We start from the raw sequence: 14,006 nt of genomic DNA, 5'->3' as shown, positions 1-14,006 counted from the left end.
CACAGCGCGCCAACGTGAACGGACAGCCGGCCCACGGCCTGCCGACCCGTGAGGGGGTCAGCCCCAGCTGCGTGGGCCTGCCGGCGGGCGACTGGCCCACCATCACCGACTTCCTGGTGCAGCGCTTCCCCGCGATCGAGCGCGACACCTGGCTGCAGCGCATGCGGGACGGCCTGGTCGCCGACGAGTTCGGCGCGCCCGTCACCGCGGAGCGCCCCTACCGCGGCCACATGCGCGTGTACTACTACCGCGCCCTGGAAGACGAACCCCGCGTGCCCTTTGAAGCCGAAGTGCTTTACCAGGACGAGCACCTGGTCGTGGCCGACAAACCGCATTTTTTGCCCGTCACGCCCTCAGGCCACTATGTGCAGGAAACGCTGCTGGTGCGCCTCAAGAACAGCCTGGGCCTGGAAGGCCTGGCGCCGCTGCACCGCATAGACAGGGAAACCGCCGGCCTGGTGCTGTTCAGCGTCAAGCCTTCGGAGCGCGATGCGTACCAGGCGCTCTTCAGGCAGCATGAAGTGGCCAAGCATTACGAGGCCATCGCGGCCTGGCGTGAAGGCATGGCTTTTCCGATGACGCGCCAAAGCCGCATCGTGCAGGGCGAGCCCTTCTTCCGGCAACAGGAAGCGACTGGCCCGGCCAACAGCGAAACCCATATCAGCGTGCTCGAAATCCTGGGCGTGTACGCCCGCTATGCGCTCAGCCCCGTGACCGGCAAAAAACACCAGCTGCGCGTGCACATGCATGCGCTGGGCCTCCCCATCCTGAACGACAGGATCTACCCGCCGGTGCATCCCACGCCCGACGATGACTACGCCAGCCCCTTGCAGCTGCTGGCGAAATCCCTGCGCTTCAGGGATCCGCTGACGGGCAAGGAGCGGGCCTTCCAGACCCGTTTGAGCCTGCACACGGGCTTGCCGCCGCTCCATCCAGTCAGCAATTAAGCCCCCCGCGCGGCGACTTTAGTTCGCATCCGCGCGCCCGCCCAGGCAAGCACATCACCTCCCAACTCAAGGCCCTGCAGGACCTGCGGCAGCCCTTTGTCTCCAGATTCCAACGAATTCGAGGCCTGCGGAGGTCCTTCAATGCAGATTTTTGACCCTGATTATCGGGTTAACCCAAAAGCATTGCTTTTCGTGAAATTTGTCACAGACGGCAGGACGAAAATTCACAAAATTTGATAATCAGTTACATCTAGTATTACTTCTACGACGTATTTCAGTAGTACGCATCAAGCTTTAGTCTGACGTTTTGTCGTGAATTTTTTCGCAATTCTTCAATTCAATCAATGCTTTACAGCAACTTTTCCAAGATTTTTCACCATTATTTTCGGTGCTCTATGGGAGAATCTTGTGAACTAGTTACAGCAATCGTACACATACTTACAAGTAGCGCTAAAGCAAACAAAAAGAGGTGCACTACGCCTGAGTTGAAGGAAAACCAGATGAAAAACGCAAAACACGGTGGTTTGAAGAACAGCTGGGCGCTGCAGTTGTGGGCTTTGCTGATGGCGCTTGGGCTGTCGTTTGGCGCCGCGGCGCAAGGCACGTCGTCGGCGGATGCCGCGATTGCCGTTGCCGAGCAGTGGCTGGCCCTGGCCGATGCCGACCAGGGCGGGGCCATGTGGGACCAGAGCTTCCCGTTCATGAAAGAAAAAATCGACCGGGCTTCGTGGATCAACCACGTCACCACGAAAACGAACACCTTGGGCCGGAGAACCGCATCGCGGGTCTGGGCCGGCATGGAACACGACATCGACAAACCGGGGCTTCCTCCGGGCGAATTCGCCAGCGTGCTGTTTGTTGCGCCATATGCCAAATCCCGCGGCTGGGAAAGAGTCGCCATTTACTGGAACAAGGACCGCTGGGTACCTGTGGGCTACGTGTACGGGGCGGGCCAGCCTGGCGCGCAACCGTCGGCCAAATAACCCGCCGCACCTGCCCTCCTCCGTTGAACCGACACCTGCTGCAGGTTAAAGATGAATAAGTTTTACCGCACCGTCTATAGCGAGCTTCTCGGGACATGGGTCGCCGTCTCGGAGATTTCGAGTGCGCGGGGCAAGCGCAGCGGCTCGAAGGTGGCGGCTGTTGCGGCAGCGACGATTCTGGGGGCGGCGGCGCTGGTATCGCCGGGAGCCCGCGCGAGCTTTATCGGAAACGCCGGCAACTACGGGACAATCAACCCCACCGGTGCTGGCACTGGTATCGCCATAGGCGGCGGTACGACCAATGCAACGAGAGCGACGGCAAGTGGAAATGCGGCGACGGCGGTTGGCAATGCCGCCACAGCCAGCGCCGATCAATCCACAGCCATAGGGTCCTTGGCCACCGCGAGCGGCGCTCAAGCCACTGCCCTTGGAAATACGGCGGTTGCCAGCGGTGCCCAGGCGGTGGCAATCGGTTTTGCCACGGATGCCACGGGCACCGGCTCAATCGCCATGGGCAATGGCGCCCAGGCCTTGAGCACGTCCGCCGTCGCCATCGGCCCTACCGCCACCGCGAGCGGATCCTCCACAGTCGCCCTGGGCGTAGGCTCCAAGGCAACGGTCGACTATGCGGTCGCCATCGGTAACGCCTCGGCCGCTTCCGCCAACAGCGCCACATCCATAGGCTCAGGCTCCAAAGCGTCCGCCAAAGGCGCTTACGCCCTGGGCAATGACGCCAACGCCGCAGGCGTATCCGCCGTGGCGATAGGCGGCGGTGACGGCACCGGAGGCGGCGGCTCCACGGCCGCCGGCGCGCAAGCGGTGGCCATAGGCCGCTACTCGGTGGTCACCGCCACGGCCACCAACGCGGTGGCCATTGGCGGCGGCGCGGCCGCCACAGATGCCGCAACGGCCAGCGCCGCGGAAGCCCTGGCCCTGGGCAAAGGCGCAAAAGCCACCGCGGCAGCCACAGTTGCCGCCGGTTCGGGTGCGGCGGCGAGCGGTACTAACGCAGTGGCCATCGGACTGAACGCGGCCGCCAGCAATGCGGACAGCGTGGCCCTGGGCTCCAACTCGGCCACCACAGTGGGCGCGCAGACCGGCTACAGCGCTTTCGGCCTGACCGCAACACAGACCTCGGCCGGCGAGGTCAACGTCGGCAACCGCACCATCACGGGCGTGGCCGCAGGCACAGGGGCGGCCGACGCCGTCAACGTGACCCAGCTGTCCACGGTCAGCAGCACGCTGACGTCCGGGATCACCTCTCTGTCGACCTCGGCGTCAACCGGGATCAGTTCCCTGTCGACAGGCTTGAGCAGCACCAACAGCAATTTGACGTCCCTGTCGACGTCAACGTCCACCGGTTTGAGCACGGCCACCAGCGGCATCGCGTCGCTCTCGACCGGGCTCAGCACCAGCAACAGCAACGTGACCGCGCTCTCAACGTCCGCCTCCACGGGCTTGAGCACCGCGACCAGCAGCATTACTTTGCTGTCCACCTCGACGTCCACCGGCCTGAGCACGGCAACGAGTGGTATCACCTCCCTGTCGAGCGGCCTGAGCACGGCCAATAGCAGCGTCACGTCCCTGTCGACTTCAACGTCCACCGGATTGAGCACGGCCACCAGCCGTACCACCTCGCTGTCGACAGGCCTGAGCACGACCGACAGCCGGGTCACCTCACTCTCGACCTCGGCCAGTTCACTGTCGACCGGCCTGAGCACAACCAACAGCAGCGTGACCTCGCTGTCCACTTCCGCCTCCACGGGCCTGAGCACCGCCACCAGCGGCATCACCTCCCTGTCGAGCGGCCTGAGCACGGCGAACAGCGGCATCCTCTCCCTGTCCACCGGCCTGAGCACGACCAACGACAACGTCACGTCGCTGTCGACTTCCGCCTCGACCGGCGTAGTCTCCCTGTCGACCTCGGCCTCGACTGGTTTGAGCACGGTCGACAGCCGGATCACCTCTCTGTCGACCTCCACGTCCACAGGCCTGAGCACCACCAATAGCAACGTGACGTCGCTCTCGACGTCCGCCTCCACGGGCATTACCTCGCTGTCAACCTCCGCCTCGACCGGCCTGAGCACCGCGACCAGCAACATCACCTCGCTGTCGACCTCGACGTCCACCGGTTTGAGCACGGCCACCAGCCGTACCACCTCGCTGTCGACCGGCCTGAGCACAACGGACAGCCGCGTCACGTCCCTGTCGACCTCGGCGTCCACAGGCATTGGCTCCCTCTCCACGGGACTGAGCACGGCCAACAGCAACGTCACTTCACTGTCGACCTCGGCGTCCACGGGCCTGAGCACTGCCACCAGCGGCATTACCTCCCTGTCAACGTCGGCCAGTTCGCTGTCGACCGGCCTGAGCAGCACCAACAGCAGCGTCACCGCACTGTCGACATCGGCATCAACGGGTTTGAGCACCGCCACCAGCGGCATCACATCCCTGTCTAGCGGCCTCAGCACGGCCAGCAGCAGCGTCACATCGCTGTCGACCGGCTTCGGCTCCGTCTCCACGGGCTTCAGCTCCATCTCGACCGGCTTCAACTCCCTGTCGACATCGGTGTCGACCGGCGTCAACTCCCTGTCCACAGGCCTGAGCAGCGCCAGCAGCAGCGTCACTTCGCTGTCGACCTCGGCATCCACCGGCATCGCGTCCCTGTCCACCTCGGCCTCGACGGGACTGAGCACGGCCAATAGCAGCGTCACGTCGCTGTCCACCTCAACCTCGACAGGTTTGAGCACTGCCATCAGCGGCATCACGTCCCTGTCCAGCGGCCTGAGCACCACCAACAGCAGCGTCACGTCGCTGTCTACTTCCGCCTCAACCGGCATTGGCTCCCTGTCCACGTCGACGTCAACCGGCCTGAGCACGGCCAACAGCGGCATCACCTCTCTGTCGACCGGCCTGAGCACGACCAACAGCAGCGTCACGTCGCTCTCGACGTCTGCCTCGACCGGTATCACTTCGCTCTCGACTTCGGCTTCCACCGGCCTGAGCACTGCCAACAGCAACCTGGCATCCCTGTCCACGTCGACTTCCACGGGCATTACCTCGCTGTCAACCTCGGCTTCGACGGGCCTGAGCACCGCGACGAGCAGCATCACGTCGCTGTCCAGCGGGCTGAGCATCACCAACAGCAACGTGACGTCCCTCTCGACGTCCGCCTCCACGGGCATCACCTCGCTGTCGACCTCCGCCTCGACAGGGCTGAGCACCGCGACCAGCAGCATCACCTCGCTGTCAACCTCGGCCAGTTCACTGTCCACAGGGCTGAGCACGGCCAACAGCAATGTGACCTCGCTGTCGACCTCCGCCTCGACGGGAATCACTTCACTGTCGACCGGCCTGAGCAGCACCAACAGCAGCGTCACCGCGCTGTCGACATCGGCGTCAACGGGCTTGAGCACAGCCACCAGCGGCATCACGTCCCTGTCTTCGGGCCTGAGCACGGCCAGCAGCAGCGTCACATCCCTGTCCACCGGCTTCAGTTCCGTCTCCACGGGCTTCAGCTCCGTCTCCACGGGCTTCAGCTCCATCTCGACCGGGTTCAACTCCCTGTCGACATCGGTGTCGACCGGCGTCAACTCCCTGTCCACAGGCCTGAGCACCTCAGCCAGCGGCATTGCCTCCCTGTCGACGTCAACCAACTCACTGTCCACCGGACTGAGCGGTACCAACAGCAGCTTGACGTCGCTCTCGACTTCGACCTCTACGGGTTTGAGCACCGCCACGAGCGGCATCACTTCGCTTTCCAGCGGATTGAGCACCACGAACAGCAATGTCACCTCGCTGTCCACCTCGACGTCCACTGGCCTGAGCACGACGAATAGCAACGTCACGTCACTGTCAACGTCGGCTTCGACCGGCATCGGCTCCCTGTCGACGTCGACCTCGACAGGCCTGAGCACCGCCAACAGCAACATCACTTCGCTGTCCACATCCGCCTCGACCGGCATTGGCTCCCTGTCCACCGGCCTGAGCACCGTCACCAGCGGCGTCACGTCGCTCTCCAGCGGACTGAGCACCACCAACAGCAGCGTCGCGTCGCTGTCGACATCCACCTCGACCGGCATCGGCTCTTTGTCGACCTCGACGTCGACAGGCCTCAGCACCGCGACGAGCGGCATCACCTCACTGTCCAGCGGACTCAGCACCACCAACAGCAGCGTCACCTCGCTATCGACATCGGCTTCGACCGGCATCGGTTCCTTGTCAACGTCGACCTCGACGGGCCTGAGCACGGCCGCAAGCAGCATCACATCCCTGTCGACTTCGACGTCCACGGGTTTGAGCACCGCGACCAGCGGCATCACTTCGCTCTCCAGCGGACTGAGCACGACGAACAGCAGCGTTACTTCGTTATCCACCTCCGCTTCGACCGGCATTGGCTCCCTGTCCACGTCGACGTCGACAGGGCTGAGCACCGCCGACAGCAGGATCACATCCCTGTCGACGTCGACGTCCACGGGTTTGAGCACGACGAATAGCAACGTCACCTCGCTCTCGACATCCACCTCGACGGGCATCAACTCCCTGTCGACTTCGACTTCGACGGGCCTGAGCACGGCCACCAGCGGTATCACATCCCTGTCGAGCGGCCTGAGCACGACCAACAGCAGCGTGACCTCGCTGTCGACGTCGGCTTCGACCGGTATCGGCTCCCTGTCCACCGGACTGAGCACCACGAACAGCAACGTCACGTCCCTGTCCACGTCGACGTCCACCGGCCTGAGCACCGCCGACAGCAGGATCACCTCGCTGTCAACCTCGACGTCCACGGGTTTGAGCACGACCAACAGCAACGTCAGCTCGTTGTCGACATCGGCCTCAACCGGCATCGCTTCCCTGTCAACGTCGGCCTCGACGGGCCTGAGCACGGCGGCAAGCAGCATCACATCCCTGTCGACTTCGACGTCCACGGGTTTGAGCACCGCCACCAGCGGCATCACCTCTCTGTCCAGCGGCCTGAGCACGACCAACAGCAGCGTCACTTCGCTGTCGACCTCGGCCTCCACGGGGCTGAGCACGGCCGCCAGCGGTATCACCTCGCTGTCCACTTCGGCCTCCACAGGCCTGAGCACCGCGGACAGCAGGATCACTTCCCTGTCCACGTCGACTTCCACGGGACTGAGCACCACCAACAGCAACGTTACGTCCCTGTCGACCTCGGCCTCCACGGGGCTGAGCACTGCCACCAGTGGCATTGCATCGTTGTCGACTTCGACGGGCTCGCTGTCCACCGGCCTGAGCACAGCCAATAGCGACATCACTTCGCTGTCGACTTCGACCTCGACAGGCCTGAGCACGACGAACAGCAGCGTCACGTCACTGTCGACCTCCGCCTCGACCGGCATTGGCTCCCTGTCCACGTCTACGTCCACAGGCCTTAGTACGGCTACCAGCGGCATCACCTCCCTGTCGAGCGGCCTGAGCACCACGAACAGCAGTGTCACTTCGCTGTCCACGTCCGCCTCGACAGGCATCGGCTCCCTGTCCACCGGCCTGAGCACCGCCGCCAGTGGCATCACGTCGCTCTCCAGCGGCCTGAGCACCGCCAACAGCAGCGTCACTTCGCTGTCCACGTCCGCCTCGACCGGTATCAGTTCCCTGTCCACGGGCCTGAGCAGCACCAACAGCAACGTGACATCGCTGTCGACGTCGGCCTCGACTGGCATCGGTTCGCTGTCCACCGGCCTGAGCACGACCAACAGCAGCGTTACGTCGCTGTCGACCTCCGCCTCCACGGGTATCGGCTCCTTGTCGACCTCGACGTCGACGGGCCTCAGCACCGCGACAAGTGGCATCACCTCGCTGTCTACCGGACTCAGCACCACCAACAGCAGCGTCACCTCGCTGTCGACATCCACCTCGACGGGCATCACCTCCCTGTCCACTTCGACGTCCACGGGCCTGAGCACCGCTGCCAGCGGCATCACCTCCCTGTCGAGCGGCCTGAGCACTGCCACCAGCGGCATCACGTCGCTCTCGACCTCCGCCTCGACGGGCATCAATTCCCTGTCGACTTCGACATCGACGGGCCTGAGCACGACCAACAGCAGCGTCACCTCGCTGTCGACCTCCGCCTCGACCGGTATCGGCTCCCTGTCCACGGGCCTGAGCACCGCGAACAGCAACGTGACGTCGCTGTCCACTTCGGCTTCTACGGGGATAACCTCCCTCTCGACCTCGACGTCGACCGGTTTGAGCACCGCCACCAGCGGCATCGCCTCCCTGTCGACTTCGACCGGTTCGCTTTCCACCGGCTTGAGCACTGCGGACAGCCGTATCACCTCACTGTCGACTTCCACCTCGACAGGTCTGAGCACCACCAACAGCAACGTCACATCGCTGTCAAGCTCGACATCGACCGGCCTGAGCACGGCGAACAGCAGCGTCAGCTCGCTGTCGACGTCCGCCTCCACCGGCATTGGCTCCCTGTCCACCGGCCTGAGCAGCACCAACAGCAATGTGAGCCTGCTGTCGACCTCGACGTCCACGGGCCTGAGCACCGCCGCCAGCGGCATTTCCTCGCTGTCCACCGGATTGAGCACCACCGACAGCAACCTGGCGCTGCTGTCCACGGGTTTCAGCTCCGTTTCGACGGGCGTCAGTTCCATCTCCAGCGGCCTGGCCTCGCTGTCGACCTCGGCTTCCACCGGCATCGGTTCCCTGTCAACCTCGACGTCGACGGGACTGAGCACCGCGACGAGTGGTATCACGTCCCTGTCCAGCGGCCTGAGCACGACCAACAGCAGCGTCACCTCGCTGTCGACCGGCGTCAATTCCCTGTCGACCGGGCTGAGCACCACGAACAGCAACGTCACTTCGCTCTCAACCTCAGCTTCGACAGGCATCGCGTCACTCTCGACCTCGACATCCACGGGCCTGAGCACTGCTGCCAGCGGCATCACCTCACTGTCCAGCGGACTGAGCACCACCAACAGCAGCGTCACTTCGTTGTCGACGTCCGCTTCGACGGGCATCGATTCCCTTTCGACCTCGACGTCGACGGGACTGAGCACCGCGACGAGTGGCATCACGTCGCTGTCCACCGGCCTGAGCACCACCAACAGCAACGTCACGTCCCTGTCGACCTCGGCTTCGACCGGCATCGGTTCCCTGTCGACTTCGACGTCGACCGGCCTGAGCACCGCGGCCAGTGGTATCACCTCACTGTCCAGCGGACTGAGCACGACCAACAGCGGCGTCACGTCGTTGTCGACTTCCGCCTCGACAGGCATCGGCTCACTGTCAACCGGTCTGAGCACCACGAACACCAATGTGACATCGCTCTCGACCTCGACGTCCACAGGCTTGAGCACCGCCACCAGCGGCATTGCATCCCTGTCGACGTCGACCGGCTCGCTGTCTACGGGATTGAGCACAACGAACAGCAACGTCACTTCGTTGTCGACTTCCGCTTCGACAGGCATCAACTCTTTGTCGACTTCGACGTCCACAGGTTTGAGCACCGCCGCCAGCGGTATCACATCGCTGTCCAGCGGCTTGAGCACGACGAACAGCAGCGTCACCTCCCTGTCAACCTCAGCCTCGACCGGCATGGTCTCCCTGTCCACGTCGACATCGACGGGGCTGAGCACGGCCAGCAGCGGAATTTCCTCCCTGTCCACGGGTTTGAGCACCACCGACAGCAACGTCACCTCGCTATCCACGTCGACCTCCACCGGCCTGAGCACGGCAAGCAGCGGCATTGCATCCCTGTCGACCTCGACCGGCTCGCTGTCCACAGGCCTGAGCACGGTCAACAGCAACGTCACGTCGCTGTCGACGGGCCTGAGCACTACGAACAGCAATGTCACTTCGCTGTCGACCTCCGCTTCGACGGGCATTGCTTCGCTGTCCACATCCACGTCGACCGGCTTGAGCACCGCCGACAGCCGGACCACATCCCTGTCAACGTCCACGTCGACAGGGCTGAGCACCGCCGGCAGCGGCATTTCCTCGCTGTCCACGGGCCTGAGCACAACGAACAGCAACGTAAGCTCGCTATCGACCTCTGCATCGACCGGCATTGGTTCCCTGTCCACGTCGACGTCCACAGGCCTGAGCACCGTGACCAGCGGCATTTCCTCGCTATCCACCGGCCTGAGTAACACGAACAGCAACGTCACGTCCCTGTCGACGTCCACCTCGACAGGCCTGAGCACCGCCGACAGCCGTATCACCTCGCTGTCCACGTCCACATCCACTGGGCTGAGCACGGCTGCCAGCGGCGTTTCCTCGCTGTCTACCGGCCTGAGTACCACCGACAGCAACCTGGGATCCCTGTCGACCTCGACCTCGACAGGCCTGAGCACGACGAACAGCAACCTGGGCTCGCTGTCGACGTCCACCTCGACCGGTCTGAGCACAGCCACCAGCGGTATTGCCTCCCTGTCGACCTCGACCGGTTCGCTGTCCACAGGCCTGAGCACGACCAACAGCAATGTGACGTCGCTGTCGACCTCGACGTCCACGGGCTTGAGCACGGCGGCCAGCGGCGTTTCCTCCCTGTCCACCGGTCTGAGCACAACGAACAGCAACGTCACGTCCCTGTCGACTTCCACGTCGACCGGCCTCAGCACGGCGACCAGCGGCATCGCATCCCTGTCGACTTCGACGGACTCACTGTCCACCGGCCTGAGCACCACCAACAGCAATGTGACGTCGCTCTCGACCTCCACCTCGACAGGCCTGAGCACCGCCACCAGCGGCATCGCGTCCCTGTCGACCTCGACCAACTCGCTGTCCACCGGGCTCAGCACCACCAACAGCAACCTCACGTCGCTGTCGACATCGGCATCGACCGGTATCGGTTCACTCTCGACCTCCACCTCGACGGGCCTGAGCACCGCCACCAGCGGCATCACCTCGCTGTCCACCGGCCTGAGCACCACGGACAGCAACGTGGCCTCGCTGTCCACCGGCTTCGGCTCGGTGTCCACGGGCTTCAGTTCCCTGTCGACCGGGTTCAGCTCCATCTCCACCGGTTTCAGCTCGCTGTCGACCGCCACCTCGAGCGGCTTCAGTTCGCTGTCCACCGGCCTGAGCACAACCAACAGCAGCCTGGTGGCGCTGTCGACCTCGGCCTCCACCGGCATAGGCTCCCTGTCCACCTCGACGTCGACGGGCCTGAGCACCGCCGCCAGCCAGGTCGGCTCGCTGTCCACGTCCACTTCAAGCGGCCTGAGCACCGCGACGAGCGGCATCAGCTCGCTGTCCACCGGCCTGAGCACGACGGACAGCAACGTGGCCTCGCTGTCCACCGGCTTCGGCTCGGTGTCCACGGGCTTCAGTTCCCTGTCGACCGGGTTCAGCTCCATCTCGACGGGCTTCAGTTCGATCTCCACCGGCTTCAACTCGCTGTCGACCTCCACCTCGACCGGCTTCAGTTCCCTGTCCACAGGCCTGAGCAGCGCCGAAAGCGGCATCGCCTCGCTGTCCACGGGCTTCGGCTCGGTGTCCACCGGCTTCAGTTCGATCTCGACGGGCTTCAGTTCCATCTCTACCGGATTCAGCTCGCTCTCGACCTCGGCGTCTACAGGCTTCAGCTCCCTGTCGACCGGGCTGAGCAGCACCAACAGCAACGTCGCCTCGCTGTCGACCTCCACCTCAACGGGCCTGAGCACCGCCGACAGCCGCACCACGTCGCTGTCCACGTCCACCTCGACCGGTTTGAGCACGGCCACCAGCGGCATCGCATCCCTGTCGACCTCGACGGGTTCGCTGTCGACCTCGGCATCGACAGCCCTGAGCACCACCAACAGCAATGTCGGCTTGCTGTCGACCTCGACGTCGACCGGGCTGAGCACCGCCACCAGCGGCATCACCTCGCTGTCGACCAGCCTGAGCGGCACCAACAGCAACGTCGCTTCGCTGTCGACGTCCGCTTCGACCGGCATCAGTTCCCTGTCCACCTCCACGTCGACCGGCGTGAGCTCGCTGTCCACCGCCATCGACGGACTCTCGACCTCGACTTCCACGACCGCCAGCTCGCTGTCGACCGGCGTGAGTTCTCTGTCCACGGGCATTGATTCCCTGTCGACCTCGACCTCCACGGGCTTCAGTTCGCTGTCGACCGGCTTCGGCTCCCTGTCCACCGGCTTCGGTTCGCTGTCGACGGGCTTTATCTCGCTGTCGACCGGCGTGCTGTCCCTCTCGACGGGCATCAGCACCACCAACAGCAACGTGGCCGTGCTGTCGACGTCCACCTCGACGGGCATCAGTTCGCTGTCCACCGCCATCGACGGCCTGTCCACCTCGACCTCGACGGCCGCCAGTTCGCTGTCCACAGGCCTGAGCACGACCAACAGCAACGTCGCCTCGCTGTCCACGTCGGCCTCCACGGGCGTCAGTTCGCTGTCGACCGGTGTGAGTTCGCTGTCCACGGGGGTCAGTTCGCTGTCTACCGGCGTGAGCTCGCTCTCCACCGGCGTCAGCTCGCTGTCCACGGGTGTCAGTTCCCTCTCGACGTCCACCTCGACGGGCATCAGTTCACTGTCCACCGGCGTGAGTTCGCTGTCGACCTCCACCTCGACCGGTGTCAGTTCGCTGTCGACCAGCATCGATTCGCTGTCGACCTCCACCTCCACCGGCCTGAGTTCGCTGTCCACGGGGGTCAGTTCCCTGTCGACGGGCGTCAGCTCGCTCTCGACCGGCCTGAGCACCACCAACAGCAATGTCAGCTCGCTGTCGACCTCGACTTCCACGGGCATCAGTTCGCTGTCGACGGGCCTGAACTCGCTGTCCACCTCGACCTCGAGCAGCTTCAGCTCGCTGTCGACCGGCTTCAGTTCCGTCTCCACCGGGCTGAGCACCACCAACAGCAACGTCGCCTCGCTGTCCACGTCGGTCTCCACGGGTGTCAACTCGCTGTCGACCGGCCTGAGCAGCACGAACAGCAACGTCGCCTCACTGTCGACCTCGGCCTCCACGGGCGTCAGCTCGCTGTCCAGCTCGACCTCCACGGGCCTGAGCACCGCCAACAGCGGCATCTCGTCCCTGTCGACCGGCCTGAGTTCGATCACCACCGGCGTGAGTTCGCTCTCCACCGGCCTGAGCACGGCCAACAGCGGCATTTCCTCGCTGTCCACCGGCCTGTCGACCGCGACCTCCGGCACCGCGGCGCTGGCCTCGCTGGTCAACGCGGCCAACACCGCCGCGGCCAACGGCGGCGCCGTGATCGGCTCCACCGCGGGCGGCGCCAACACCAGCGGGCTGCTGACGCAGGGCAAGGCGCTCAACAGCACGGCGCTGCAAACCGTGATGGCGCCTTCGGATTGCACCGTGGCCAACGGCGCGGACACCACGGCGACGGGCCTGTGCGCCAACGCCGGCACCCGTGCCGGCGTGAACGGCGCGACCGCCACCACGGTCGCCACCGGCGCCACCGCCTACGGTTCGCAGTCGCTGGCCCAGGACAAGAACACCACCGCCATCGGCTTCCGCGCCACGGCCACTTACGAAGGCTCGGTGGCCATCGGCTTCCAGGCACGGGCGATTGCCGACCCGGCCACCGCCGTGGGCTACAACTCGCTGGCCTCGGGCAACGACTCGGTGGCCCTGGGCGCCGGCGCCGAAGCCACCGCCAACCGCGCCGTGGCGCTGGGTGCCTACTCGGTCGCCGACCAGCCCAACACCGTCTCGGTGGGCTCGCCGGGCAACGAGCGGCGCATCACCAACGTGGCGCCCGGCGTCTTCGCGACCGACGCGGTCAACGTCTCGCAACTGAACGACGTGAGCCGCGTCGCCTACTCGGGCATCGCGATGAGCATGGCCATGGCCGCCACCTACATGCCCAACCTGGAAGGCGGCGAAAAAGCCCTGGGCATAGGCGTCGGCAACTACAAGGGCTACGGCGCGCTGGGCCTGAACTTCAAGGCGCTGAACAACGACGGCAAGAGCGCGTGGGGCTTCGGCGTCTCCACCACCGGCAAGGAGTGGGGCCTGAACTTCGGCGCTAGCTGGAAGTGGCGCTGAGACCCCCGCTCTGGAAGCGGCTCTCAGTAGAATGCCCCAAGCGCTACCCCATCAAACGGAGCCCCGGTTCCCGGTGAGCGCCGCGTGG

Annotated in this window: 3 protein-coding genes; all 3 read left to right on the top strand. The window is 64.6% G+C overall.

Annotation, left to right across the window (positions count from 1 at the left end):
• The first annotated feature begins 14 nt into the window (after positions 1-14).
• The 3 genes from ACLV74_RS08670 (at position 15) to ACLV74_RS08660 (ending at position 13,918) form a co-directional block, all read left to right on the top strand.
• Positions 15-947 carry an RluA family pseudouridine synthase gene (locus ACLV74_RS08670; protein WP_411878981.1) on the top strand — a complete coding sequence of 311 codons (933 nt, stop codon included), beginning with the start codon at positions 15-17 and terminating at the stop codon, positions 945-947.
• Between the two features lie 500 nt (positions 948-1,447).
• Entirely contained in the window at positions 1,448-1,930 is a 483-nt protein-coding gene (locus ACLV74_RS08665) for a DUF4019 domain-containing protein (protein ID WP_411878980.1), read from the top strand.
• A gap of 51 nt (positions 1,931-1,981) precedes the next feature.
• Positions 1,982-13,918: an ESPR-type extended signal peptide-containing protein gene (locus ACLV74_RS08660; RefSeq protein WP_411879053.1), complete on the top strand. Its 11,937-nt coding sequence runs from the start codon at positions 1,982-1,984 to the stop codon at positions 13,916-13,918.
• The last annotated feature ends 88 nt before the right edge of the window (positions 13,919-14,006 follow it).

Source organism: Polaromonas sp. YR568, assembly GCF_943369415.1.
GTDB lineage: Bacteria > Pseudomonadota > Gammaproteobacteria > Burkholderiales > Burkholderiaceae_C > Polaromonas.
This window is presented reverse-complemented; position numbering and strand designations above follow the sequence as displayed.

Bases quoted from the DNA above. Each gene is read 5' to 3' on its own strand.
- ACLV74_RS08665 (WP_411878980.1), top strand. From the start codon at position 1,448: ATGAAAAACGCAAAACACGGTGGTTTGAAGAACAGCTGGGCGCTGCAG.
- ACLV74_RS08660 (WP_411879053.1), top strand. From the start codon at position 1,982: ATGAATAAGTTTTACCGCACCGTCTATAGCGAGCTTCTCGGGACATGG.